This is a genomic window from Litorivita pollutaquae, from assembly GCF_003205515.1.
GTDB classification, from domain to species: Bacteria; Pseudomonadota; Alphaproteobacteria; order Rhodobacterales; family Rhodobacteraceae; genus Litorivita; species Litorivita pollutaquae.
On sequence record NZ_KZ826483.1, the window covers coordinates 358091 to 382675 of the forward strand.

At 58.3% G+C, this 24585-nt stretch carries 22 protein-coding genes; 2 read left to right on the top strand and 20 right to left on the bottom strand.

The features are described 5' to 3' along the window. The gene (locus DI396_RS08200) at nucleotides 1-834 is read left to right on the top strand and encodes a LytTR family DNA-binding domain-containing protein (protein WP_110795689.1); all 834 of its coding nucleotides are present in this window, start codon (nucleotides 1-3) and stop codon (nucleotides 832-834) included. Nucleotides 835-1566: 732 nt separating this feature from the next. Here DI396_RS08200 and DI396_RS08210 read toward each other — a convergent pair. The 14 genes from DI396_RS08210 to DI396_RS08275 form a co-directional block, all read right to left on the bottom strand. After that, a complete protein-coding gene (locus DI396_RS08210; protein WP_110795691.1) occupies nucleotides 1567-2157 on the bottom strand; it encodes a PEP-CTERM sorting domain-containing protein in 591 nt (196 codons plus the stop codon). 80 nt (nucleotides 2158-2237) lie between these two features. Then, nucleotides 2238-3557 carry an ATPase gene (locus DI396_RS08215; RefSeq protein ID WP_110795692.1) on the bottom strand — a complete coding sequence of 440 codons (1320 nt, stop codon included), beginning with the start codon at nucleotides 3555-3557 and terminating at the stop codon, nucleotides 2238-2240. 225 nt (nucleotides 3558-3782) lie between these two features. Next, the gene (locus tag DI396_RS08220) at nucleotides 3783-4301 is read right to left on the bottom strand and encodes a prepilin peptidase (protein WP_110795693.1); all 519 of its coding nucleotides are present in this window, start codon (nucleotides 4299-4301) and stop codon (nucleotides 3783-3785) included. Between the two features lie 9 nt (nucleotides 4302-4310). Further along, nucleotides 4311-5162, bottom strand: coding sequence for a tetratricopeptide repeat protein (locus DI396_RS08225; RefSeq protein ID WP_110795694.1), 852 nt, complete (start codon nucleotides 5160-5162; stop codon nucleotides 4311-4313). Nucleotides 5163-5196: 34 nt separating this feature from the next. Then, nucleotides 5197-5766, bottom strand: a complete 570-nt coding sequence (locus DI396_RS08230; protein WP_110795695.1) for a tetratricopeptide repeat protein — start codon at nucleotides 5764-5766, stop codon at nucleotides 5197-5199. Beyond that, nucleotides 5767-6750 carry a type II secretion system F family protein gene (locus tag DI396_RS08235; protein WP_110795696.1) on the bottom strand — a complete coding sequence of 328 codons (984 nt, stop codon included), beginning with the start codon at nucleotides 6748-6750 and terminating at the stop codon, nucleotides 5767-5769. It abuts the gene before it with no gap. Between the two features lie 12 nt (nucleotides 6751-6762). After that, nucleotides 6763-7731 carry a type II secretion system F family protein gene (locus tag DI396_RS08240; RefSeq protein WP_204362815.1) on the bottom strand — a complete coding sequence of 323 codons (969 nt, stop codon included), beginning with the start codon at nucleotides 7729-7731 and terminating at the stop codon, nucleotides 6763-6765. A 5-nt stretch (nucleotides 7732-7736) separates the two neighbouring features. Further along, entirely contained in the window at nucleotides 7737-9167 is a 1431-nt protein-coding gene (locus DI396_RS08245; protein ID WP_110795697.1) for a TadA family conjugal transfer-associated ATPase, read from the bottom strand. A gap of 19 nt (nucleotides 9168-9186) precedes the next feature. After that, nucleotides 9187-10431 carry a CpaE/TadZ family protein gene (locus DI396_RS08250; RefSeq protein ID WP_110795698.1) on the bottom strand — a complete coding sequence of 415 codons (1245 nt, stop codon included), beginning with the start codon at nucleotides 10429-10431 and terminating at the stop codon, nucleotides 9187-9189. A 464-nt stretch (nucleotides 10432-10895) separates the two neighbouring features. Beyond that, entirely contained in the window at nucleotides 10896-11549 is a 654-nt protein-coding gene (locus DI396_RS08260; RefSeq protein WP_110795700.1) for an OmpA family protein, read from the bottom strand. Nucleotides 11550-11565: 16 nt separating this feature from the next. Then, nucleotides 11566-12990, bottom strand: coding sequence for a type II and III secretion system protein family protein (locus DI396_RS08265; protein ID WP_110795701.1), 1425 nt, complete (start codon nucleotides 12988-12990; stop codon nucleotides 11566-11568). Nucleotides 12991-13233: 243 nt separating this feature from the next. Continuing rightward, nucleotides 13234-14094 carry a Flp pilus assembly protein CpaB gene (cpaB, locus tag DI396_RS08270; protein WP_110795702.1) on the bottom strand — a complete coding sequence of 287 codons (861 nt, stop codon included), beginning with the start codon at nucleotides 14092-14094 and terminating at the stop codon, nucleotides 13234-13236. Nucleotides 14095-14483: 389 nt separating this feature from the next. Further along, a complete protein-coding gene (locus DI396_RS16610; RefSeq protein ID WP_204362816.1) occupies nucleotides 14484-14660 on the bottom strand; it encodes a hypothetical protein in 177 nt (58 codons plus the stop codon). A gap of 151 nt (nucleotides 14661-14811) precedes the next feature. After that, entirely contained in the window at nucleotides 14812-14997 is a 186-nt protein-coding gene (locus DI396_RS08275; RefSeq protein ID WP_110795703.1) for a hypothetical protein, read from the bottom strand. A gap of 422 nt (nucleotides 14998-15419) precedes the next feature. Here DI396_RS08275 and DI396_RS08280 point away from each other — a divergent pair, with 422 nt between their 5' ends. Then, nucleotides 15420-16214, top strand: coding sequence for a lytic transglycosylase domain-containing protein (locus DI396_RS08280; RefSeq protein WP_235851788.1), 795 nt, complete (start codon nucleotides 15420-15422; stop codon nucleotides 16212-16214). A 114-nt stretch (nucleotides 16215-16328) separates the two neighbouring features. Here DI396_RS08280 and DI396_RS08285 read toward each other — a convergent pair whose 3' ends face one another. From DI396_RS08285 to tldD, 6 genes are all read right to left on the bottom strand, one after another. Further along, the gene (locus tag DI396_RS08285) at nucleotides 16329-16958 is read right to left on the bottom strand and encodes a CoA transferase subunit B (RefSeq protein ID WP_110795705.1); all 630 of its coding nucleotides are present in this window, start codon (nucleotides 16956-16958) and stop codon (nucleotides 16329-16331) included. Beyond that, nucleotides 16958-17662 (bottom strand): CoA transferase subunit A, encoded by a 705-nt coding sequence (locus tag DI396_RS08290; protein ID WP_110795706.1) that lies wholly within the window; start codon nucleotides 17660-17662, stop codon nucleotides 16958-16960. The genes DI396_RS08285 and DI396_RS08290 overlap by 1 nt, the downstream gene beginning before the upstream one ends. A 195-nt stretch (nucleotides 17663-17857) precedes the next feature. Next, nucleotides 17858-20566, bottom strand: coding sequence for a type I DNA topoisomerase (gene topA, locus DI396_RS08295; protein ID WP_110795707.1), 2709 nt, complete (start codon nucleotides 20564-20566; stop codon nucleotides 17858-17860). A 387-nt stretch (nucleotides 20567-20953) separates the two neighbouring features. Further along, complete coding sequence (gene dprA / locus DI396_RS08305; RefSeq protein ID WP_110795709.1) at nucleotides 20954-22276, bottom strand: DNA-processing protein DprA; 1323 nt, start codon at nucleotides 22274-22276, stop codon at nucleotides 20954-20956. Between the two features lie 176 nt (nucleotides 22277-22452). Continuing rightward, nucleotides 22453-23001 carry a pseudouridine synthase gene (locus tag DI396_RS08310; protein WP_110795710.1) on the bottom strand — a complete coding sequence of 183 codons (549 nt, stop codon included), beginning with the start codon at nucleotides 22999-23001 and terminating at the stop codon, nucleotides 22453-22455. A gap of 64 nt (nucleotides 23002-23065) precedes the next feature. Next, nucleotides 23066-24487 (bottom strand): metalloprotease TldD, encoded by a 1422-nt coding sequence (gene tldD, locus DI396_RS08315; RefSeq protein WP_110795711.1) that lies wholly within the window; start codon nucleotides 24485-24487, stop codon nucleotides 23066-23068. Between the last annotated feature and the right edge of the window lie 98 nt (nucleotides 24488-24585).

Below are 24585 nucleotides of genomic sequence, written 5' to 3' on the forward strand. Positions count from 1 at the left end.
ATGAAGTTTTTTTGGGACGACTTGCTAAACCGTCTGACATCCCGTTTGGCGCTTGCGAGTTGGCTAAGCCTATCATTTCTGGCGGCGGTGACGGGGCCGTTTGGCACGTTTTTCATGATGAGCGCGCCGCGCCGCGCCATTTATTGGTTCACGGTTATTGGCGTATCGATCGTGATTGCCACAGCGGTGCGCGTGTTGGCCGGTCAGCTGTTTGGTCACGAGCGCCGCACATTACGGGATGTCGCCGGAATTACTGGAAATATGGTAATTTTTGCTCCCGCATTGATCGTTTTTAATCACACATTATTTCCTGACACGGCTCCGCATCTAATGGATATGCGGATGCTGTTGATTTATGTGGCGGTGATCAGCATCGCGGTGACGGTCATGCGCCGGCTGCATGAAAGTCGCAGCTTTCAAGACAACGAAGCGGGGGGCGTCGGGCTTTCCCTTGCGGAGGATGCCCCGCCGAATGCCCCAGAAAAGGTGCATTTCTCTGTCCCTGCTGCGCCGCCGCATTTGCCGCGACTGGCCGAACGTTTGCCGCAGGGCAGTGATTTGGGCGGGATCGTTCGTTTGACGGTTGAGGATCATTTTGTCGATGTGATCGGCCACACGGGCCACGAACGGCTGCGGATGCGGTTGGCGGATGCAGTCAAAGAGATGGAGCCGGTCCATGGCTATTGCACCCATCGGTCGCATTGGGTCGCAGCCGAGGAGATCGACAGCGTGCAGCGGATCGATGGCAAAACCTATCTGCGGATGAGCAACGGAGACGATGTGCCGGTCAGCCGGAAATTCCGCCCAGATCTGGAAGCCGCTGGGGTATTGTGAGGCCGGGCGTTGCTGGTGTTTGGCGTGTTTCACCCCCCGAGCGGATGATCGGATAGTCTCGGCATTTCGGGCGGGGGATGTCGGGCCGCGCATGCGGTCTGTGTGACTGGTGAGGTTGTGAGGCAGTCAGCAGGGTGCCGCCCGTCCAAAGGATAAACCGCGCCCGTTGCAGGATTCCACTGCTATCCCTCTCAGCGCCACCGACTATACATGATAGGCGTTGCTGCTGCGCGACGGTGTGTGGTCCCGATATGGGCGCGGCGATATGTGTAATAGAATTCGGGATCCTCACGGGGAGCGCGGCGGCGATCAGCAGGCTCCGCGTCGCGGCGACGCACCGGCAGGACCGGTTCGGGGCGACCAAGCAATTTTGCGGTCCAAAGCAGCGTGCTTTCGTCTGCCCCTGCGCGCGTACCACGGGGATCAGCGTGTCTATACTCTGCTTGAAACAGGGTATGCCGCCGGTAGCATGTGGGGAAATCTTCGGGGCGAGATCGCGCCGGACCGTTCGGCGGGCGGTTGGCTTCTGATCGTGATGTATCGACGGGCGCATGCGCCGACCCGCTGCCGTTTGGAAGAAACTTGGTGGTCGCTTTGTCTTGTTGCGCGTCGCCCACTCCTTTTGGCACCGCTGGAACGATGGCGCGGCAGGTGCGAAAAGAAAAGTGGGACAGATCCGACATTCACAAGGCTCCTATGACCAAAGAACGGAGGGGCGGGCGGCGGGTTGGATTATCCGCAGTGCTTGCGGCGTGCGGACCAGCCCAGCAAACCCAGCCCTGCAGCCAACAACGGCAGCGAGGCAGGGAGCGGCACGGGGGCGTAAATTTCGCTGGCATAGGTGATATTATCCACCAACAGGTAGGGGCGCGAACCACCGGTGATGCGCATGTCGATCTCGGTTTGGACCTCGTCAAAGATCACGCCGAAAAAGCCCTGCTCGGCGCCGGCACGCTTCCCGCCAAGGCGCAGTTTTGTGCCGGAATATGGCCCGGGTTGGCCGTAATCGAACCCGAAGCCGATGACGGCGGTGTCAAAGCTAAAGGTCTGCCCGCCGCGATAGGTCCACAGATATCCCGGATAATCGAACCCGTCGGCGCTGTTATCATAACAGCCGCCAGTGACGCAGCCATAGGCATCGCCGGACAGCGTGTAATCACCGCGATCAAGGCTGGTTGAGTATCCTTGCGACAATGTGCTCAATGTGTCGGTGGTCTCTCCGGCCAACGCGGCCTCAAATGCGGCGCGATCGGTATAGGTAACGACAGCGGCATTTGCGGCGCTGGTGGCAAAGCCAAGCGTGGCAGCGAGAGAAAGGGTCATAAATGATTTCACTGGTATTCTCCTAAAACTTTATTAATCGGGGCTGGCAGCGCCCATGTGTAGTGGGGATAAATGGCGGGTTATTTGATGATGACCTCGTCTTTGACGAACATATTGGCCCAAGCGCGATCAATAAGATCGGGGGTCATTTGATAGGGGATGCCCTCGAATTCACAGATGGCGCGCATCTGATCGATCAAGAAAATCGGTTGATAATTCGCATAGACGTTGCCGATGGTGGGGTATTTATTCTGCAGCAAATGGATGAGGGTGGCCTCGTCCAAGGGTACATTACGTTTGCGCGCGACCATGGCGAAAATCTTGAGAAAACCTTCTTGTTCTGGTCCGTCGATTTTGATTTTAAAGAAAATCCGGCGCAGGGCGGCAGTATCGAAAATCTCGTTCGGGTGGAAGTTGGTCGAGAAAATCACCAGCGTGTCGAAAGGGACTTCGAATTTCTCGCCCGACTGCAGCGCAAGAATATCCTTGTTTTCTTCAAGCGGCACGATCCAGCGGTTGACCAAAGCCTGCGGCGATTCTGCCTGACGGCCAAGGTCATCGACGATGAAAATACCGCCGGTGGCTTTCAATTGCAGTGGCGCCTGGTAGGTGCGCGCGGTGGGATTGTAAACCAGATCAAGCATCGACAGAGACAATTCACCGCCGGTGATCACGGTCGGGCGTTCGCAGCGCACATAGCGTGTATCAAAGGTCCGCTTGCGGCGTAGGGAATTGGGATCATCGACCTCGACCTCGGCGGCGCTGTGCACGATGGGGTCATAGACGGTGATCACCTGACCGGCATATTCAATGGCGCGGGGGACATAGATCTTGTCGCCCATCGCATCGCGGATGCCATTGGAAATTGAGGACTTCCCGTTGCCCGGAGGGCCATACATCAGGATCGACCGGCCTGCGGAAACCGCAGGGCCGAGATGGTCGAGCAGCGCCGGCGGCAAGATCAGATGCCCCATCGCATTGGTCAATTGTTCGCGGGTGATTTGCAAATTTCGGATGGATTGGCGTTTGATTTGCTCTCGATACACATCAAGCGGCACCGGCATTGCGCCGAAATATTCCGATTGCGCCAAAGCATCCAAAGCGCGCGCTTTGCCCGCCTCGGTCAATTGATACCCCATCTCGTTCGAGCTGCTCGTGGCATTCAAGGTGCCCGTGGCTTCGAGCAGACGTTGTTCGCGCGCCATGTCGATCAATTCTTGCGTCACTTGCAAAGGCAGGCAAATCGCCTCGGCCAGATCGGAGGCATGGTTGGTGTTCTTGCGAAACAGGGTCTTGAGCAGGATGTCCCGCATCATCACGATAGGGAGCTGCATCTCGCCCAAGGTTTTTGGGGGAGGGGGCGGTTGCACGCCGCTGGGCGGGGTCACTTGCATGTTCATCGGGTCGCTCCGTTTCGTCTTTGCCGTCTCCGGCCTGCTCGGCCACAGGAATCGGCCCCCTGACAGAGGGCTCTTGGCAAGGATTAGAGCGCGAAAGCGTGGCCGAATAAGGGCAGGATGGGGGTGCAATGACGGCAGGGAGGGGACGTTTTCAAAGCGGGCGCGGCAAGGGGAAAATGCCTTTGGAAACACCGTGCGGAATTTCAATAACGGCGTGTAAGTCTATTATGTGCCGTAATAAATTCCCAAAATGAGGTAGATCGCCAAGGTGCCGCCAAGGCATAGGCCCATGGGGAATTTTCCGTGGCGTTGCCAGCTTTCCCAGTCGGGAGCCAATCGCGACAGGGCGGTGTATTTGACGCCGCGATGCGTGGCGATGCCTGCGGCGACATTGGCCATGAACAGCCACAAAAGTTGATTGAGATCATCGAATGCAATGAAAGGCGCGGCGGCGGCGGCGAATTTTGCATCGCCCGCCCCCAAAAGACCAAGCGCGTTGGCGCCGATCCCGATGATCAAGACCACCACGAGTTGCACCAACCGCAGGCCGAAGTCCGGCAGCGGCAATACAAACAGGCCGAGCACGACAAAGATCAACGCCAGAACCAAGACCGATTTATTCGGGATCTTCATCCGGCTCAAATCGCTATAGGCGGCCCATGCGCAGACCGGCAGGACGAAGGGCGCGAAAAGCGCCGCCTCGGCGGTCGTGATGGCAAGGCTCAAATCAATACTGATCGCCATGAGCGCGGCTTAGGTCGTCTTTTCCAGCGCGCGCAGGCTGCGCACGGCGGATTCGAAATGCTGCGGGTGGGTGTCGATGGCTTCGCGTAGCAAGCCTTTGCCGGTCTCGACATCGCCCTGTTTGATCGCCGACAGGCCCAGCGTGTGCAGAAGTTGCGCGCGCTCGATCTGGTTCATCGGGATCACAGGCAGGTTGTAATTGCGCTGTGCCCCGCGGGCGAGGATTATGTTGTTTTTTGCGGTGAAGAGCGTGTCATCTTGATTGATTGCTTCGGAAAACAACCGCTCGGCGCCGGCAAAATCACCGCGGCTCAATTTGGAATAGCCCCAGTTGTTCATCACACCTGCCGGACGGGTGGTCAGGCCTACGGCGGTTTCATAGAAACTGTCGGCCTTTTTCCAATCCTTGTTGCTGTCCGCGACCATGGCTTCCAAACGGTAACGTTTGAAGGTCTCGACTGTCGGCGGGATGGTGTCGAGTGTGGCTTTTGCGCTCTTCCAGTCGCCTGAACGGATCAATGAATCGGCCAAATCGACCTTATCATCGGGGGTGCTGTCTGTGTTGGCGACAACTTCGGCCCATGCTTTGGCGGCCTCATCCATGCGTTTGGCGCGGATCAGCGAGGTGGCCAAGCCACGTTGCAAATCAATGCGTCCGGGGTTCTCGCCAAGGGTGCGGCGGAAATAAACCACCGCCTCATTGGGGTCCGCAACGGTCAACATGATGTCGCTCATGTTGCTTTCGTCGATGACGTTAACCGCTTGAAAAGCCCGGGAAACTTCTTTTTCGCCTGCCTTTTGACAGCCGCTCAGTGCAACCGTGCCGGACAGGCACAGGGTAAGAAAGATAGATTGGCGCATTTTTCTGCGTCCTTTTACTGCCTTCGCCTCGATATCACTGGATTGTTCGGATCAGGTAGGTATTGCTCCCGCGCCGGACCAGTTTGTAGTCTTGTTCTTGGACCTCATCATAGGACGAAATTTCCGATTTTGCGAGAGCCAAGCGTAAATTATCGCGAATTGAGTCACTTTGGCCATTATCCAACGCATAGGCCCGCTCAAACATCTTGGCGGCCTCGGGAAGTTTGCCGCGCTCCATCAGCACAACGCCAAGGTTGTTCCACACTTCGGGGCCGGCTTCGTCGGTTTTGATGGCGCGGCGCAGCAGGCTTTCGGATTGCCCCATGCGACCCAGTCCAAGGTTCGCAGTGCCAAGCGCCGAAAGCGTGTCAACGGTCAAACCCTCGCGCGCGGCAGCGCGGGTAAAGGCATCGAGCGCCAGTTCATATTCGCCCGCCTCCATGAGGCGGTGCCCGACGAGCAATCCGTCCACCGGTTCCGCATCGGCCAAACCGGGGGCAAAGGGGCCGCGAGACGCGCCGAGGCCGCCTGCGGAGCAAGCGGCCAGAGCGGGTAGCAGTATGAAAAGCAGCGCAGTTGTTCGCGCGGCTCGGGAAAGGTGCATTTAATGCAGGCCCCCCATGTTGCCCATCTGAGTGATCCCTTGCACCGACGGCCCGACCAGAATGATCAAAAGCGGCGGCACGGTGAACATCATTGTGGCAAGTGTCATCTTGGTAGGCAACTTGTTTGCGGCCTCTTCGGCGCGCATCACGCGTTTGTCGCGCATTTCCCCCGCATAAACCCGCAAAGCATCGGAAATCGAGGTGCCGAAGGTCGCCGATTGCACCAGAACAGTGACAAAGGAGGCGACGTCCTGAACCCCGCAGCGCTCGGACATATCCCCCAGAACATTGACCTTGTCTTTGCCGGCTTTCATTTCATGGGCGACGATCTGGAACTCTTCGGACAGCGCAGGATAGGAGGCGCGCAATTCGCCCGCCACGCGGTTGATCGATTGATCCAACGATTGCCCGGCCTCAACGCAGACCAGCATCATATCAAGCGCATCGGGAAACCCGTTGGTGATTTCTTCCTGACGGGTCTGCACCCGTTTGGTGACCCAATATTTCGGGAGCATATAGCCGACGCCGCCGGGGCCAAGGATATACATCGCCATTTTTTGCGTGCTGGTTTCGCCGCCTGACAGATTGACGATGTAGTAAATCACACCGGCCGCCAGAAAGCCCAGACCCAAGGCGAATTGCGCAAAGTGGAAATAGCGCACGGCGTCCTTGGTCCGGTATCCGGCACGGATCAATTTGAGCCGCGCCGCGGAATACTCCTCTTCTGAACTGGGTTCGAGGAACGAGGCGTAGCGATCGAGTTTCTGGTTGCGCGTGTCGGTGCGCAGGCGGTCGTTGTCCTTGGCTGATTTGCTCAGCGTCCGGCTGGCTTTCAATCGGTCCAGCGGATCAGCCTTCTTGTTCAACATCACCGGCAGGGTGACGATGATCATGACAAGGCCGAGAAAACCGACCGCCAACAACGGGCCGAATTCACCGAATTGGGCCACGAGAAGCTCTTGGATTGGCGCGAGAATATTCATTGGTCGTCCCCCTTAAACCTTGATGTTCACGAGCATGCGCATGACGAAGAGATTGGTGGCCAAGAAGCCGCCCACCGCAAGACAAGCCGGAATAAACAGGGCGTGGTCTTTGACATCATCATAGTAATTCGGATCGAGAATGTTGATTGCGATCAAGGCCACAATCGGGAAGGCCGAGAGGAATTTTCCCGACCATTTTGCCTCGGCGGTGATCGCCTTGACCCGGCGGAACAGCCGGAAGCGGGCGCGGATCACCTTGGCCAGACCTGCGAGAATTTCGGCGAGGTTACCCCCCGATTGCTGTTGAATGGTCACGGCCACGGCGAGGAAGCGCAAATCCTGCATGTCGATGCGCTCGGCCATATCCTTGAGCGCTTCGCCCATGTCGCGGCCATAGGCGGCTTCGTCAGCGATGAAACCGAATTCTGAGGCCAGAGGATCGCCGACCTCTTTGGCAACAATCGAGATTGCCGAGGAAAACGGGTGCCCCACGCGCAAAGACCGCACCATAAGCTCAACCGCATCGGGCAATTGCTCCTCGATCATCGAGATGCGTTTGTTGGCCTTCATCGAGACCCACATATACACCCCGCCAACGCCCATGCCGACGCTGACCAAAGCGCGAACCGGCGCCGAGGTTTCGGTGCCAACCGTCATGCCGATAAACGCCACACCAGACAGGCCGGCCATCACCATCATCAATTGCTTCGGGGTGAAGGCAATGGCCGCCTTTTGCGCCTTATCCGCGAGCAGAGAATAAAGCGGGATGGTGCGGCTTTTGCCGTGTTGGTTCATCTCTTTGCGAAGCTTGGCCATGACCTCTTCGCGGCGGTTGCCTTTCTCGATCATCTCGAGGCGGCGGTTGACGCGGTTGTTGAGGCTGATCGATTTGCCAAACACCGTCAGGTAGATGCCTTCCACGAGCGCCAACACGCCCAAAAAGATGAGCGCGTAAATAATGGGGGCTGAGCTGATGACCATTTTGATTACTCCGCAACGGGTTCGAAGATGGCAGGGGGCAGATCGTATCCCCACATCCGGAAGCGTTCGGAGAAGTGCGAACGCACGCCGGTTGCGGTGAAGTGACCGATGATTTTATTGTCAGGCGTCAGGCCAACACGTTGGAAGCGAAAAATTTCCTGCATGGAAATCACATCGCCCTCCATGCCGGTGATTTCGGTGATCGAAGTCATGCGGCGCGAACCGTCTTGCAGACGCGAGGCCTGCACAATCAGGTTCACAGCCGAAGAAATCTGGCTGCGCACAGCTTTGAGCGGCATTTCCATACCGGCCATGGCGATCATGTTCTCAAGGCGCGAAATACCGTCGCGTGGGTTGTTGGCGTGGATTGTCGTCATCGATCCGTCGTGGCCGGTGTTCATGGCCTGGAGCATGTCGATGACTTCTTCGCCACGGGTTTCCCCGACGATGATCCGGTCCGGGCGCATCCGTAGGGCGTTTTTCAAACAATCGCGCGGGGAAACTTCGCCTTTGCCTTCGACGTTCGGCGGACGCGATTCCATCCGGCCGACGTGGATCTGTTGCAGTTGAAGTTCGGCGGTGTCTTCGATGGTCAGGATGCGTTCGGCATTGTCGATGAAGGAGGACAGCGCGTTGAGCGTCGTGGTTTTCCCCGACCCTGTCCCGCCCGAGACGATCACATTGAGGCGCGTGGCGACGGCGGCTTGTAAATAGGCGGCCATTTCTTCGGTAAAGGCCCCGAATTTCACCAGATCGTCGATCTGGAGCTTGTCCTTTTTGAATTTCCGGATCGAGACGAGCGAGCCATCCACGGCCACCGGCGGCACCATGGCGTTGAAGCGCGAGCCGTCTTGCAAACGCGCATCGACGTAGGGGTTGCTTTCATCGACACGGCGACCCACAGCGGAAACGATTTTGTCGATGATCCGCAAAAGGTGTTTTTCGTCCTTGAAGGTCACATCGGTGAGTTCGAGCTTACCGGCGCGTTCGACGAAAATCTGTTGCGGGCCATTGACGAGAATATCGTTGACGGTGTCGTCTTGCAGCAATGTTTCGAGCGGCCCAAGGCCGCGCACTTCGTCATAGAGTTCTTTGGTCAGCTGGGTGCGCTCATCGCGGTTCAAAACGATGGTTTGCGTATCAAGATACTCGGCCGTGATTGCGTTGATCTCGGCCCGCAGATCGTTTTCCGTGGCCTTGTCGAGCGCCGCAAGGTTGAGATTGTCGAGAAGCTCGCGGTGAAGCTCCAACTTGACCTCGCCCATGCGTTCCTTGCGTTTAAGCTCTTTGTCCGCAGGAGCCACCCGGGCGTCAACGGGCATAGGTTTGCGCATCGATGCGGCTTGCGCCACCGGCGCGGTTTTCGGCGCGGCTGCTGCGGCGACAGGTTTGGCCGCCGGGCTGGAAGTGCCATCTTTTTTGTAACGCGAGAACATCTGGTAATCTCTTTTCTACTTACGCTGCGGCGGCTTCGGTTTGACCAAGCTCGTGCAGTGACTGTGCCAATTTGGCGATTTCTTTGCGCAGCGGATTTTTCGGCGTCGAACTGGCCAGAGGCAGACCGTGATCGGCCCCTTGGGCCACCGGTTTGCCGCCATCGGGCAGTTGCAATTCAAAGCTGACCTCAAGGCTTTCGGCCATGCGTTTGACGCGGGCCTTGCCGTTCAGATCGGTGAATTTCGGTGCGCGGTTAAGGCAAAAACGCAGGCGCTCGACCGGCAGATCTTCGGCCATCAAAGCACGTTTGAAACGCAAGGTGTTTTGTGCCGATCGCATGTCCAATTCCGTGGTGCAGAAATAGATATGTGCGGCGTTGAGCACCGCCTCGGTCCATTGCACCAAGGTTTTAGGCATATCGACAATCACATAGTCGAAGTTCTGCCGTGCGGTTTCCAACACGCGGTTGACATCCTCGGAGGTGATCAGATCCAATGGCAACATATCCGAGGGGGCGGTCAGCACCTGAAGCCGGTCCTCGAAAGATATCAACGCGGAATTGAACACATCCGAATCCATTGTCTCAGTGTCCGAAAGCATTTCATAGACAACCTCGCGGCACGGCAGATCGAGATAGGTCGACACCGCGCCGAATTGCAGGTCGAAATCAATCAAGCAGACCTTTGGCGGATTGTTCTTGTCCAACATGGCCAATTCCCAGGCGAGGTTCACCGCCAATGTGGTCGCGCCGGTGCCACCGGACAATCCGTGCACGGCAAGGATGACGCCGTCATGGGATCCGGCTTCGGTTTCGGTCTTGGCTTTTCTGCGCGGCGGCTCGGCTGGTGCGGGGGGCGGGGCTTGCAGGCGCTCAATCGCAGCGGACAATTCGCCCTCGGGCAACGGGTAGGGGACAAATTCATCGGCCCCTTGGCGCAACAACTGGTGCAAGGCGGCGGGGCTGACATCCTCGGCAATAAGGATGACTTTGATATTATGGGCGCCGGCGGCAACGATGATTTCGCCCAGCATGACCAATTTGTCATCATCGCTTTCATCAATGGCGATGGCAACAAATTCCAAATCGGCGGCCTCGGGCTGACTGAAAAAGGTCAATGCCTCGCTAAAGCCCAAATCGCCCCAGCTTTCGCCCAGAGCGGCCTCCATATCCTCGATCAGTAGATCGAAGTTTTGCACATCACGGCTGATTGTGCAGGCTCTCAGCGGATTGGGGTCCGGTTGTAATGTTGCTGTACTGGTCATGGCCTCGGTCCTTTTGTAAATCGGGCGTAACAGGTTTCTTATGCGGCGCTGCCGGGGGCTCGATCCTCGCCATGCGTCACCGTCCTGCGGGTGCCCGCGTCCGACTCGTCTCGGACGCACTACTCCCATTGGCGTTAGAATTGCCGCCAATCTGGGCAACATTTGGGCCAGAATGCTGCCTTTGTTTGGTTTCTTGATACAGAGTTGATGGGATTTGGAAACAGAAGGCGGAACGCCAATTTGATTTAATGTTTTGATTGTTAACGATAATTGTGGATTTTTGGGGTTTTCACGCTTTCGCCTTCACAAGGCAGTGGCCCAGTGCAAAGCCAGTCAGGCGGCCCCATTGGCGTATGTGACCCGAGCGCAAAGCCGTGCGGACACCTGCGCGATGGCGCGCAAAGAAAAACCGCCAGAGGCGTGGCCTTGGCGGTTTTGAGATCTGTTTTTGTCTGGCGCCGGGATCAATCGGTTTTGAACGAGTCGCCTGAAATACCTGTTAGACCGGAGCGAGGTACGGCCGAATTGACATATTCCCGGTAGACGATGGCGGCATATTTACCATCGATCACCGAGGGGTGGTCTTCCACAAAACCGGACACTTCGGTAACCGTGCGGCGGTTGCGGCGTTCGCGCCCTTCGGTGACAATGATGGGTTGGGTTTCACCAAAGGAGGCCACGGCTTCCAGACGGCTGCGCGAGATGCCTTGGCTGGTCAGATAGGCGACCACGGCATTGGCCCGGCGCATGCCAAGCGATTTGTTGTATCTGTCCGATCCGACCGCATCCGTATGGCCATAGACGCGGAACCGTGCTTCGGGAAATTGCCGGATCCAACGGGCTTGTTCGCGCAATGTGTCCCGCGCGCCCGCATCCAGTTGTGCCGAGTTGAAGGCAAAATTGACGTTGGTCAGCACTTCTGCGGCAAACCGCGACGCCAGCTCATAGGTGTAGCTGCGTTCGCCGGACATGATCATCGTGTTGTTCATGGTCGCATTGCCAAACGGGCCGGCGGTGGAAATGAAGCCGGCCTCACCGTAAGAGCTGTTGCTTACATAGGAGCCTTGCCCGCAGGCGGCGAGAGCCGCAAGGCCCGTTGTTGCCAGAATTTTTTTCATGTGCCCACGCATTACATCAATCCATCACATACCCATAAGACCCGCTGAAGTCCTGATTGGCAACCTCTCCCGCAGCGCCACGTGTCGGGGTGCGGCTGTTGGCAACTTTGCCAAAGAGGAACAAGTCTTCCTCGGAGGGAGGTTTAACCCGATCTGTCGGCAGTGCAAAGGCCTCGCCGCGTTTCGGGGTCACAAGATGTGCGGTTACGATGATCACCAGCTCGGTTTGCTCGCGTTGATAGTTGGCCGAGCGGAACAATGCGCCCAAAACCGGCACATCGCCAAGCCAAGGGATCTGACCGTTCACGTCCAAGAAGTCATCTTGCAGCAAACCCGCAATGGCAAAGCTTTCGCCATCGCGCATCTCGACAGTGGTCGAGGTTTCGCGGCGGGTGAAGGCGTCGATCTTGAAGGCGTTGATTTCAAACCCGTTATTCGGGTCGATCGCCGAAACAGAGGCGTTCATTTCGAGGTTGATCAAATCGGCATCAACCACGCGCGGGATAAAGTTGAGCGCCACACCGAAGGGTTTGAATTCCACGGTGATCGCGCCGTTGTCTTGTGCCACGGGCACCGGATATTCGCCGCCTGCGAGAAATTTGGCTTCCTGGCCGGAGAGGGCGGTCAGATTGGGTTCGGCCAAGGTGCGCACGACGCCCTTGGTTTCCAGGGCTTCCAGAAGAATGCCGACCTCGACCGCGCCAGCGTCAAAGCCGAACAGCATCGCGCCGTTGTTTTCGTTGGTGGCCGGAATGGAGCCACCCAAAGAGGTGCCGAGCGCGCCAGAGTTGTTGTTGGTGCCGTTCCCGCCATTGACGCCGACATCGCCGCCGAAAATCGACCCGTTCAGCGCCAAAGAGGAGCTGAGCGATTTGGACACGTTCCGCTGCATTTCGGCAAACCGGACTTTGAGCATGACCTGCTGGACGCCGCCGACGCTCATCAAATTCGACACCCGTTCGGGGGCGTAGCGTTCGGCCAGATCCATCGCCCGTTGCAGCCGCGCCGCAGAGGACACAGTGCCGGACAAAACGATGCCGTCATTGGCGGTGCGCACTTCGATCTTTTCGCCGGGCAGGATTTGCCGCAGGCGTTCTTTGAATTCACTGATATCGGCGGCGACCCGTACATCGACATTGGTGATCAACTGTCCGTTGCCATCCAAAATCGTCAATGTGGTCAAGCCCGGGGATTTCCCCAATACATAGATCGACCGATCCGACAGGGAGGAAATATCTGCAATCGCGGGGTTGGCGATGCTGAGTTCGGCGAAGGGGACATCGCTTTCGACGACCACTGCGCGGTTCATCGGCACCTCCAAAGTAGAGGACATGCCGCGTTGTACAACGTGGAGGTTTTTAGCTTCGGCCATAGGAGCGGCGACACCAATACTCAACGTCAGGCCCAAGAGGGCCGCTTTCAAGAAACTGCTCTTATACATGTGACCTGCCTTTCTGATCACGCCTCAATTTCGGGTCTTTGCGCCCGGATTTTGTCGCTACCATGCGTTAACTTCGCTTTTATTGCAAGAATCAATGACTTCGCGGCCAGCGTTTATGTGGATATGTGGCAACAGGGCGAAAATCATTGTCGGGCACATGCGGTGCAGTTCAACGCAAACAGGCGCCCCGTTGCCGGAGCGCCCGCCGTGTCCCGAAAGGGAAAGGGACATGTTTTTAACAGTTTAGTTTGTACAGGCGATCGGCATTTCGACAACCTCTGCGCCGCGGCGGATGCGGGTGGTGCAGATTTTTTCTTCTGCCACTTCGGCGACCACGGGGGCGGCTTCGATGCCGAGCAAGGAGCGTTGGTCAACCTCGATGGCTTCGGCTACGGTGTCATCTTCATTGCCTACCAAGGACAACGACAGACGCCCGGAGGATTGCGCTTGTGCCAAGGCCGCGACCTGTTGCGGGGTGGCGGCCACGGTGACGGTGCGGGCGATCATGGTTTCAGAGGATTCGCCGCTGCTGTCTTGGTCAACAGCGATCAGTTTGACGCCAGTTTCGATCAATTTGGTGACATCGCCACGATCGCCGTTGCGGGCGCCGGTTTCGATGGCGCCGGTCCAATAGACATCAACACGGTCGCCCGGGCGCAAGAAACCTGACACGCCGGAGGCCACATCGACCTTGATCGCAAAGGCGCGTTTGCCGCGTTCCAATTGCGAGGTCAGACCGGCACTTTCGCCCGGTGCGGTGACTTTGACCTCCATCATAGCTTCGTTTTTCTCGATGGTGCGCAACGCGGTGCGCAGCACGTTTTCACCTTTGGGGAAGAAAGCCGCTTTGCTGGTGAATGTCCCTTCGGGCATTGCATCTTCGGGAAATTTCACCACCCGCAGGTCTTCTTCGGTGATGACATCGCCATATTTCAATTGTTTGTCGGCGACATAGATGTCGATCATCGTGGCGGCGGAGGCATTCATCGCGCGCTCTTGGGCGAGGGCGGTTTGATAGGCGGTGATGTAGTTTTTGACCATATAGGTGGCAAATCCGGCCAATCCGAGGCCGACGATCAGCACCAGTCCAAAGACCATACGCATGTGATTTCCCTTTCGTGTGTTTCCTGTGCGTTGCGGCGCTTTGGGCTCAAACGCACAGAACGGCCCGTTGGCCGCTGCTCTAGGGGAAATTACATGCCAAATGTGGCCAAATCTGGGAGGGCGTGTGAATTGTTGATGATTTGGTAGGCAATAGGGAGGTTTGGGCCGGATTGACCCACAGATCCCATGCGGCGTGACTTAGGTCGGTCCCAGGCGCTGCGCATTAAAAAACCCCCGTCGTGGGACCACGAGGGAGGGGGAACACAAAAAACATAATGGACCATCAGGCGCCGGCTTAAGCGGCGCGTTCTGCGCCTCCCGTCTGGCGGGGCCTTTGGAAGAAGTGGAAAGGGCCGGAGGCGGCGCTTGCCGTTCGCGACTACGCTAGATCAGAAGGTCCAGCTTTGCATGAATGTCGTCGTGCCGTCGGCCAGATCGGTCGCGCCCTGACGCATCATATAATACCCGCCAGCCATCAGGCCGACAACGGCAGCAGTCAGAACAACCCAGTCGACGGTGACTGCGCCATCTTCACGCTTGTAGAAACGGGAAAAACGAATTCTCATAAAGGACCTCGGTGTTACTCTTTGGGCTGCCTATGAGGGCATCGGGCCATGTTTGGCCCGCGTTATGCGACAAAAAAAAAGGGGCCGTGTCCGCGAAGGACACGGCCCGCTTTGTCATCGCGCGGCCCCGGTGTGGAGCCATCAGGTCAACTTAGAAGCTGCCCGGAGTTTGCGCCGCCATGTATGTGTTGGTCGCTGCGGTCATGTCGGACGCGCCGGTTTTGATCGACGAGTAAGCTGCAACAGCCAAGCCAACAACGGCGGCGGTCAGAACAACCCAGTCAACAGTCACGGCACCGTCTTCGTCTGCGCGGAAGTTTTTGATAAAGTTAAGCATGTTAGTCCCTCCAAAGGATCAGTCATTTGTTACATTCGACCGCGTCGTCAACTTGGTGAGCCGTTCTCTCTCATTGGCTCGTTGCCGCCGTGGTATGCACATATATAGCCCCGTGATTGGGGCATGAATTTGGCACGAATAGTGCCTTTTTCGAGCGCCTTAACTTTTTGGTGATGAATTCGCTCAAGTCTCTGTTTTCGCGCGTTAAATAAATAGATAGGTTTCTTAATAAAGTGTCTCTATCGTGACTTTCGCGGCAATTATGGCGCATTTGCCTTCAAATTCGGTGGGTTTATGGCCCCACCGGGGTGTTTCATGCGATAGAGGTTGCGAAACACCTGTAAAACACGGGGCAGTAGGGCGGTTCGCGGATCATGCGGGGCTGGAACATATATATCGGCGCAGTTTGCGCGGTGGCTGTTATGGGTGCCTCGGCCGCCCTGGCGGATTTCAAACGCGTGACGCCGCCCAAACCCGGAAGCACTCAAAAACGTATCACCGTGCAAATTGATCCGTTGGAACAGGCCGCGATCCTGTCACGCAGCCCCAAACCTTCGGAGCAGGATAAAGCGGGCGAGGTGGGCGATGAGGGGGCTGCGGCCGCGCCCAAGCCTTCGCCGGGCGGGCGCTACGGATGGTTTTGGGAAAGCATCTCGCCGGACTTGGCGCAAACCGGGCCGGGGCGGTTGCGCTTGGCTTTGGACAAACTCGGCAATCCCCCCAGCGGCGAAAGCGCCCCAAACCCGCGTTTGGCGGCACTGGGGCAGATTGCACAGGCGCAGGGGGTGGCGATTTTGCGCGCGACCATCGGTACCGAGGTCTCTCCTGCGCTGGCATTGGCAGTGATCGCGGTGGAATCGGCGGGGCGGGCGGATGCGGTCAGCGGCGCAGGCGCGCAGGGGTTGATGCAGTTGATGCCGGACACCGCCACGCGATTTGGGGTCGAGGATGCCTTGGCCGCAGACCAGAACATCAAAGGCGGCGTGGCATTCCTCGATTTCCTGATGAAGAAATTTGACGGTGATCCGATTTTGGTTCTGGCGGGATATAATGCCGGTGAGAATTCCATCGGTAATCACGGCGGTGTGCCGCCCTTTGCCGAGACCCGCGATTATGTGCCAAAGGTTTTGGCGGCCTTCAAGGTTGCGCGCGGGCTGTGTTTGACCCCGCCGGAATTGGTGTCGGACGGCTGCGTATTCGTGAAGATCAAAGGATAGGCGGTTCAGGCCTTCTCCCGCCCACGCCTCGGGTGGGCGCGGCGAACGGTTCGCTGCCACGCAAAAGGCGCCCCGAAACGGAGCGCCTTTGTGGTGTGCGGCTAGGCGTGGATATTACCCGACGATCGTCGCCTCGGTCGCGGCGCGCAGCTCTTCTTCGCTGACGCCATCGGCCAATTCGACGATCTTCAAACCGCCCTCGACCACATCCAGAACGCCCATGCCGGTGATGATCCGGTCAACGACGCTTTTACCGGTCAATGGCAGGGTGCATTCTTTGAGAACTTTGCTCTCGCCATGTTTGTTGGCGTGATCCATGACCACGACCACACGGCCCACACCCGCGACCAGATCCATCGCGCCGCCCATCCCTTTGACCAGCTTGCCGGGGATCATCCAATTGGCCAGATCGCCGTTTTCGGCCACTTCCATTGCGCCAAGGATCGCCATGGCGATTTTGCCGCCGCGGATCATGCCAAAGGAGGTGGCGCTGTCGAAATAGGAGGTCTGCGGCAATTCGGTGATGGTTTGTTTGCCCGCATTGATCAAATCGGGATCTTCTTCACCCTCAAAGGGGAAGGGGCCCATGCCGAGCATGCCGTTCTCCGATTGCAGCGTCACTTCGATGCCTTCGGGGATGTAATTCGACACCAACGTCGGAATCCCGATGCCGAGGTTCACATACCATCCGTCTTGAAGCTCTTGCGCCGCACGTGCGGCCATTTGGTTGCGATCCCAAGCCATTATACAGCCTCCTTCTTGCGGGTGGTGCGGTTTTCGATCCGCTTTTCATGATCGCCCTGAATGATGCGGTGCACATAAACACCGGGCAGGTGGATGTGATCGGGGTCCAAAGATCCGGTTGGAACGATCTCTTCGACCTCAACGACACAGACCTTACCGCTCATCGCGGCGGGCGGGTTGAAGTTGCGCGCGGTTTTGCGGAACACAAGATTGCCGGTTTCATCGGCTTTCCATGCTTTGACGATTGCCAGGTCGGCAAAAATGCCGGTTTCGAGGATGTATTCCTCGCCGCCAAACTCTTTGACTTCCTTGCCGTCGGCGATTTGCGTGCCGACACCGGTTTTGGTGTAAAACCCCGGAATGCCGCAGCCACCGGCGCGCAGGCGTTCGGCCAATGTGCCTTGGGGATTGAATTCCAATTCCAATTCGCCCGACAGATATTGGCGCATGAATTCGGCGTTCTCGCCCACATAGGACGAAATCATTTTCTTCACCTGCTTGGTCTGCAACAAAATGCCGATGCCGAAATCATCGACGCCCGCGTTGTTGGACGCAAATGTCAGATCCTTGGTGCCGGCTTCCTTGATGGCTTGCAGCAAGAGTTCCGGCAAGCCGCACAGGCCAAATCCACCCGCAGCGATGAGCATACCGTCGAACAGCAGCCCATCGAGCGCTTCGGCGGCAGAGCCATAGATTTTCTTCATGTCTGTCTCCCTAAGTGACGTCTTGGTTGTGGTTTTGGGCCGGAGTGCGGCAGCTGTCAATGATATGCGGGGGGCATAGGGTTACTACGTAAGACATTACGCATTTTTGCCGCAGGATACAGACCGCCCTACGAAAAACGCCCTCCCCGACGGGTCGGGAAGGGCGGCGTGCGCATGGTGGGTGCGCCAATTTGGTTAGGCGTCATCGGCCTTCTTGGCCGGGGCCTTTTTTGCGGCGGGTTTCTTCGCCGCAGTCTTCTTGGCGGCCGGTTTCTTTGCTGCGGCCTTCTTGGCCGGAGCCTTTTTCTTTGCGGGGGCTTTTTTCTTGCCGCCCTTGGCGGCCTTTTCCGCGATCCATTCCACGGCCATGTCCATGGTTACGTCTTCGGGTTCGGTGCCCTTGGGGATGGTCGCATTGATTTTGGCCCATTTCACGTAGGGCCCATAGCGGCCTTCCATGACATTGACCGGACCGCCCTCTTGCGGGTGCTCGCCCAATTCCTTGAGCGGTTTCGCCGCAGCACGGCCCGCGCCGCGCGTGGCCAGTTTTTGTGCCAAAACTTCCACCGCGCGGTTCATACCGATGGTGAAGACCTCATCGACTTCCTTGAGGTTGGCATAAAGCCGGTCGTGTTTCACAAACGGGCCATAGCGGCCAATGCCCGCCTCAATCATCACGCCATCATCGGGGTGGGGGCCCACCTCGCGCGGCAGGCTCAAAAGCGTCAGCGCCTTTTCCAGATCAATCGAATCCGGCGTCCATCCTTTGGGCAGCGAGGCGCGCGGCGGTTTTTTATTGTTCTCTTCGGTGGCTTCGCCGCGTTGCACATAGGGGCCAAACCGGCCCTTGCGCAAAGAGATCTCGTCGCCGTTGTCCTCGCCCAGAACCCGATCGCCGCTGTCGTCTGCATCGCCGTTGATCGGGCGGGTATAACGGCATTCGGGGTAATTTCCGCATCCGACAAACCCGCCGGTGCGTGAGGTCTTCAGGTGCAGTTTGCCTTCGCCGCATTGCGGGCAAATCCGCGGGTCGCTGCCGTCTTCACGTGGCGGGTAAAGTTGCGGCGCAAGCGCGGCATCGAGCACGTCCAACACTTCGGTGATGCGCAATTCGGAGGTTTCCGAGATCGCAGCGGAAAAATCCTTCCAGAAGTTTTCCAGAACGTTTTTGTAATCGCGGTCGCCGGCGGACACGTCATCGAGCTGCTCTTCGAGGTCGGCGGTGAAATCATATTCCACATAGCGTTTGAAGAAATTCAGCAAGAAAATCGTCACGATCCGGCCTTTGTCCTCGGGGAACAGGCGGTTTTTGTCCTTGCGGACATATTCGCGGTCCTGAATCGTGGTGATCACCGAGGCATAGGTGGACGGGCGGCCAATGCCCAATTCTTCCATGCGCTTGACCAATGTCGCTTCGGTGTAGCGGGGCGGCGGTTGCGTGTGGTGTTGTAGGCCCAAAACCGCATCGCCGTCGGCCAAAACCGCATGGGCATGCTTTTTCACACCTCCCGCGGCCTCAATTGCGGCATCGTCGTCTTTGGCCTTGGTAAAGGCCTGAGCAAGCGATCCGGAAAGCTTGGCGGTCTCGCCCTCCATCACCTGCGGCAGACGGTTGTCATCTTCGCCTTCGGGTTCGTCGCGGCCTTCTTCGTAGACACGCAGGAAGCCGTCGAACATCACCACCTGACCGGTGGCGCGCAATTCGACTTCGCCGTCTTGGCTGGCGATATCGACCGTGGTGCGTTCGAGACGCGCAGCCTCCATTTGGCAGGCAATCGTGCGCTTCCAGATCAAATCGTATAATTTGCGTTGATCGGCTTCGGAGATTTTCAGCGTCGCCGCGTCTTTGGTCATATCCGTCGGGCGGATACATTCGTGCGCTTCTTGGGCGTTTTTGGCTTTGTTCTTATACATGCGCGGGGATTTCGGCACATATTCGGCGCCATAGCGGTCGGTGATCGCATCGCGCGTGGCCATGACGGCTTCGGGCGCCATGTCGATGCCGTCGGTCCGCATATATGTGATATGACCGGCTTCATAGAGGCGTTGCGCGGCGTTCATCGCCTGACGTGCGCCCATGCCGAATTTACGGCTGGCTTCTTGTTGCAGGGTCGATGTCATGAAGGGGGCGGACGGATTGCGCGTGGCCGGTTTGGCCTCCACCGATTTGATATGCATGGCCCGCGCGGCCACGGCTCCCACGGCCAATTCGGCCGCCGTCGCGGTGGCAATGTCGAATTTCTCCAACTTCTTGCCGCCCAGAACCGTCAGGCGGGCCTCAAAATTTTGCCCGCGCGGGGTTTCGATCATGGCCTTGACGGACCAGTATTCTTGCGGATTGAAGGCTTCGATCTCCATCTCGCGTTCAACGATTAACCGCAGGCACACCGATTGCACCCGTCCGGCGGAGCGCGCGCCGGGCAATTTGCGCCACAGCACCGGCGAGAGGTTAAAGCCGACGAGATAGTCAAGCGCGCGGCGCGCCAGATAGGCATGTACCAAGGGCGCATCCACCTGCCGCGGGTTTTGCATCGCCTCGGTGACGGCGGATTTGGTGATGGCGTTAAACACGACGCGGCTGACCGGTGTGTCTTTTTTGATCACCTTGCGTTTGCGCAGGGCTTCTTCAAGGTGCCACGAGATCGCTTCGCCTTCGCGGTCGGGGTCAGTCGCGAGAATGAGGTTATTGTCGTCGGCCAAGGCATCCGCGATGGCTTTGACATGTTTGCGGCTGTCGGTTCCGATCTCCCATTTCATTTCGAAATCATGCTCGGTATCGACCGATCCGTCCTTGGCAGGCAGATCGCGCACATGGCCATAAGAGGCAAGGACGGTATAATCCGGTCCTAGATACTTGTTGATTGTCTTGGCCTTAGCGGGAGATTCAACAACGACAACGGGCATGGAAATCCTTTCGACTCGGCACATAATTATGGCGGCGGACCATGCGAGGCTTCGGGGAGGCTTGTCAACGCGCTCTCGTCAGCGGCCATGGAGTTTAGCAAGAAATAGGCCCCATCAGCGGGAGCATTCGAGACCGTGCGTATATATAAGGAGTGGATTTGGGAAGGGAAGACTGCGGGGAATTTGCCGCAGGCGGCGTCTTTGCCGGTAAGGGGCGCGGTGATTACGGTGTTAAGAGGTTCGTTTTTAGCGAGGCAAAAGGCGCGCCGGTCGGGTTGATTAAGACCAAAGGAATCGGAACCCATGTAATTGCAGGCCGCAAGGAAATCGCGGGCCGCAAGGAACGAGACCGTGTGGTTGTGGGCGCCGCCCTGGATGCGCCTTGCCCTATCGTACGGCGAGCAGCCCGCCACTTTGGCGTTCGATCCGGCCGTCCAACTCCAATTCGACAAGCACGGGTGTCACATCGGATGCAGGTGCGCCCAGATCGCGGATCAACTGATCCTCGGCCAAAGGCGCGGGGCCGAGGCGGCCTAAAATCTGGCTGTGCAGCGCCGCAGTTTCACTTAGCCTGCGGGTTTGGGGCTGTGCCATCTCCATGATGGTCGTGATCTCGGCAGGAGAAATGGTGCCGCCGGGCTGGGCCTGCGGCGGGGGTGTTTGCGCCGGCGCAGGCGCGGGCGATGGCAGATGCGGCACATCAGAAGAATCATCCTGCCTGTTGGGGGCGGCAGATGTGGGGGCGGGGGAAATCGCGTGCAAATCATAGAGCGGGCGACGTGGCGGCGGTCGATGGTTTTGATCGTCGAGCGCGGCGGCTGGGGGCAGGGCATCGATCACGTCACGGGCGGTGCGGACCAAAACCGCCCCGTCACGGATCAGCATATTGCACCCCGCCGCGCGCGCATCAAAAGGATGCCCCGGCACGGCAAGGACTTCGCGGCCTTGGTCCAATGCCGCGCGGGCGGTGATCAACGATCCGGATTTCGCCCCTGCCTCGATCACGACCAGTGCACGCGCGAGGCCGGAAATAATCCGGTTACGTTTGGGAAAATGTCGGGCGCGCGGCGCCATGCCCATGGGTTGTTCTGAGAGCCGCAGCCCGGTCTCCAGCATTTGCGCGGCCAGCGCGGCGTTTTCCGCCGGATAGATTACATCCACCCCGCCGGCGAGCACCGCAATCGAACCATTTTCGACCGTGGCCTTATGTGCGGCGGTGTCGATCCCGCGCGCGAGGCCGGACGTGATGCAATATCCCTCATCATCCAGTTGTTTGGCCAGAGCACCGGCCATGCGCAGGCCGAGCGACGATGCATTGCGTGCGCCGGCAATCGCCAGCCGCGGGCGTTCGAGCGCCGCCAGATTGCCCACCGCCCATAAGAGCGGCGGCGGATCGGTGAGGGAATAAAGATCGGCAGGATACATGTCGTCGCCATAGCAGAGCATGGTGGCCCCCGCAGCGCGGGCAAGGATCATTTCCTTGACTGCCATGGCTTCACTGCAGGGCTGATAACGGCCGAGCCCCGAAGCGCGCGCCATATCGGGTAAGGCTTCGAGTGCCGTGGCGGCGTTCTCGTGCTTTGTCAAAAGCCGGAAAAACGTCTGGATACCGATGCGATGGGATCGCAATAGGCGGAGCCACGAAATCCGATCATCTTCCGTGGTGGGTGGGAGTGGGGGGTGAGTGGAAGGATGTGAACACTCGGCCATCGTAACTCCGCCTGCTTGCAATAACAGGTTAGCGTTTGCTTGGTTAATGATAGGTGAATCCGTGCTCGGGAATGGTGAATTAAAACTATCTTCGACTTAAGGTATTGAAAGTTTGTCCTTTAATTTTCGCACCTGTCGGCTTCCGTCGCGGAAATTTATGTGTTTTCCGAATCAGATCACGCGTCGCGCCATGTTCCGTTGCCTAATCCGGCAATGGAATATTCGCCGATCGACAGGCGGATCAACCGCAGCGTCGGCAATCCGACGGCGGCGGTCATCCGGCGCACTTGGCGGTTGCGCCCTTCGGTTAGGGTGAGTTCGATCCAATGATCCGGCACGCTTTTGCGATAGCGCACCGGTGGGGTGCGCGGCCACAGCCAATCGGGCGGTTGCGTCAGGCGCGCCTTGGCGGGGCGTGTCGGGCCATCTTTGAGCATCACACCTTGGCGCAGCAGGGCGAGCGCCGCCGCATCCGGGGCCCCTTCGACTTGCGCAAGGTAGGTTTTGGGGGCTTTGTATTTCGGATCGGCAAGGCGGGCCTGCAATTTGCCATCATCGGTCAACAACAACAATCCTTCGCTGTCGCGATCCAAACGCCCCGCAGGATAGACCTGCGGCACGTCGATGTAATCGGACAGGGTTTGACGGCTTGAGGCCTCAAGGCTGCGGTCGGTGAATTGCGACAGCACGTTGAAGGGTTTGTTGAAAAGGATCAGGCGGCTCATGTCCCGTTCATGCCCGAGGGCGCGAAAAGGAGCAAGAGCCGCCCGTTATGAAACAGGTTGCGGTTTATGTTGCCGCGCCGCCCACGGTCAGCCCGCCGATCAATACGGTAGGTTGGCCGACGCCCACGGGCACCCATTGCCCTTGTTTGCCGCAATTGCCCATGCCGGGATCCAGTTCCATATCATTGCCAAGCGCGCGGATTTGTTTGAGCGCGGTGGCGCCGTCGCCGATCAAGGTCGCGCCTTTGACCGGCGCGCCGACCTTGCCGTTCTCGACGCGGTAGGCTTCGGTGCACGAAAACACGAATTTGCCGTTGGTGATATCGACCTGTCCGCCGCCAAAACCCACGGCATAAATGCCGTCCTTCAATTCGCTCACGACCTCGTCGCGGGTGGCATCCCCGCCAAGCATATAGGTATTGGTCATGCGCGGCATTGGCGCATGGGCATAGCTTTCACGGCGACCATTGCCCGTGGCGGCGACCCCCATGAGGCGCGCGTTCTGGCGGTCCTGCATATAGCCGACCAAAACCCCGTCCTCGATCAATGTGTTTTTGCCCGAAGGCGTGCCTTCGTCGTCCACCGAAATAGACCCGCGGCGGTCAGGGATGGTGCCATCATCCAGAACCGTCACCCCTTTGGCCGCGACCTGTTGCCCCATGAGACCGGCAAAGGCCGAGGAGCCTTTGCGGTTGAAATCGCCCTCAAGCCCGTGGCCGATGGCTTCGTGCAGCAAAATACCGGGCCATCCGGGCCCAAGCACCACATCCATCACACCCGCGGGGGCAGGGACGGCTTGCAAATTGACGGTGGCAACGCGCAGCGCCTCGCGGGCTTTGGCCTGCCAATCGGCGGGATCAATGAGGCCGTTCAGGCCGATTCGCCCGCCGCCGCCCGCCGTGCCGCTTTCGCGGCGGCCGTTTTCCTCGACGATAACCGAGACATTGACGCGGGTCATCGGGCGCACGTCGCGGACCGAATGGCCCTCGGGGCGCAGGATTTCGATTTCCTGATGCGAGGCGGCGATGGTGGCAGAGACCTGCACCACGCGCGGATCGAGATCGCGGACAAAGGCGTCAATCTCGCGCAATGTGTCGATTTTGACCGGAAAGGGCGCGCCCATGATCGGATCTTCGTCGGTATAAAGCCGCGCATTGGTGTGTTGCGGCGCATCGGCCAAGGTGCCGCCGCCTGCGCCCACGGCAAGGCGGGTGGTATCCACCGCGCGTTTGATTGCGGCTTCGCTGATCTCGGTGGAATGGGCGTATCCGACCACTTCGCCGCGCACCGCCCGCAGGCCGAATCCTGTTGACGCATCGTAGGACGCGGTTTTCACCCGCCCGTCATCAAATACCAAGGCTTCCGAGCGGCGGCGCTCGAAGAACAGCTCGCCATCATCCGCCCCCGCCACGGCATTGCGCAGCAGGCCAAGGGCGGCCGCGCGGTCGACCATATCGTCGAGCGGGCGAAAAGGAGTATCTGTCATGCGTCTATTCCGTTCTTTTCAGGGGGGCGTTTTTGATCTAAATCAAAAAAGCGACCGTTTGCCGCTGTCCGTATTCTTGTCACATGTGACAGAATATG

Excerpts from the sequence above, each read along its gene's own strand:
- DI396_RS08200 (WP_110795689.1), top strand. The coding sequence starts at position 1 with ATGAAGTTTTTTTGGGACGACTTGCTAAACCGTCTGACATCCCGTTTG.
- DI396_RS16610 (WP_204362816.1), bottom strand. The coding sequence starts at position 14,660 with ATGAGAATTCGTTTTTCCCGTTTCTACAAGCGTGAAGATGGCGCAGTC.
- DI396_RS08290 (WP_110795706.1), bottom strand. The coding sequence starts at position 17,662 with ATGAAGAAAATCTATGGCTCTGCCGCCGAAGCGCTCGATGGGCTGCTG.
- DI396_RS08230 (WP_110795695.1), bottom strand. The coding sequence starts at position 5,766 with ATGCACCTTTCCCGAGCCGCGCGAACAACTGCGCTGCTTTTCATACTG.
- DI396_RS08240 (WP_204362815.1), bottom strand. The coding sequence starts at position 7,731 with ATGGTCATCAGCTCAGCCCCCATTATTTACGCGCTCATCTTTTTGGGC.
- cpaB (WP_110795702.1), bottom strand. The coding sequence starts at position 14,094 with ATGCGTATGGTCTTTGGACTGGTGCTGATCGTCGGCCTCGGATTGGCC.
- DI396_RS08265 (WP_110795701.1), bottom strand. The coding sequence starts at position 12,990 with ATGTATAAGAGCAGTTTCTTGAAAGCGGCCCTCTTGGGCCTGACGTTG.
- DI396_RS08285 (WP_110795705.1), bottom strand. The coding sequence starts at position 16,958 with ATGGCTTGGGATCGCAACCAAATGGCCGCACGTGCGGCGCAAGAGCTT.
- DI396_RS08235 (WP_110795696.1), bottom strand. The coding sequence starts at position 6,750 with ATGAATATTCTCGCGCCAATCCAAGAGCTTCTCGTGGCCCAATTCGGT.
- DI396_RS08245 (WP_110795697.1), bottom strand. The coding sequence starts at position 9,167 with ATGTTCTCGCGTTACAAAAAAGATGGCACTTCCAGCCCGGCGGCCAAA.
- DI396_RS08210 (WP_110795691.1), bottom strand. The coding sequence starts at position 2,157 with ATGACCCTTTCTCTCGCTGCCACGCTTGGCTTTGCCACCAGCGCCGCA.
- DI396_RS08220 (WP_110795693.1), bottom strand. The coding sequence starts at position 4,301 with ATGGCGATCAGTATTGATTTGAGCCTTGCCATCACGACCGCCGAGGCG.
- dprA (WP_110795709.1), bottom strand. The coding sequence starts at position 22,276 with ATGGCCGAGTGTTCACATCCTTCCACTCACCCCCCACTCCCACCCACC.
- DI396_RS08275 (WP_110795703.1), bottom strand. The coding sequence starts at position 14,997 with ATGCTTAACTTTATCAAAAACTTCCGCGCAGACGAAGACGGTGCCGTG.
- DI396_RS08215 (WP_110795692.1), bottom strand. The coding sequence starts at position 3,557 with ATGAACATGCAAGTGACCCCGCCCAGCGGCGTGCAACCGCCCCCTCCC.
- DI396_RS08310 (WP_110795710.1), bottom strand. The coding sequence starts at position 23,001 with ATGAGCCGCCTGATCCTTTTCAACAAACCCTTCAACGTGCTGTCGCAA.
- topA (WP_110795707.1), bottom strand. The coding sequence starts at position 20,566 with ATGCCCGTTGTCGTTGTTGAATCTCCCGCTAAGGCCAAGACAATCAAC.
- DI396_RS08260 (WP_110795700.1), bottom strand. The coding sequence starts at position 11,549 with ATGAAAAAAATTCTGGCAACAACGGGCCTTGCGGCTCTCGCCGCCTGC.
- DI396_RS08225 (WP_110795694.1), bottom strand. The coding sequence starts at position 5,162 with ATGCGCCAATCTATCTTTCTTACCCTGTGCCTGTCCGGCACGGTTGCA.
- DI396_RS08250 (WP_110795698.1), bottom strand. The coding sequence starts at position 10,431 with ATGACCAGTACAGCAACATTACAACCGGACCCCAATCCGCTGAGAGCC.
- DI396_RS08280 (WP_235851788.1), top strand. The coding sequence starts at position 15,420 with ATGGGTGCCTCGGCCGCCCTGGCGGATTTCAAACGCGTGACGCCGCCC.
- tldD (WP_110795711.1), bottom strand. The coding sequence starts at position 24,487 with ATGACAGATACTCCTTTTCGCCCGCTCGACGATATGGTCGACCGCGCG.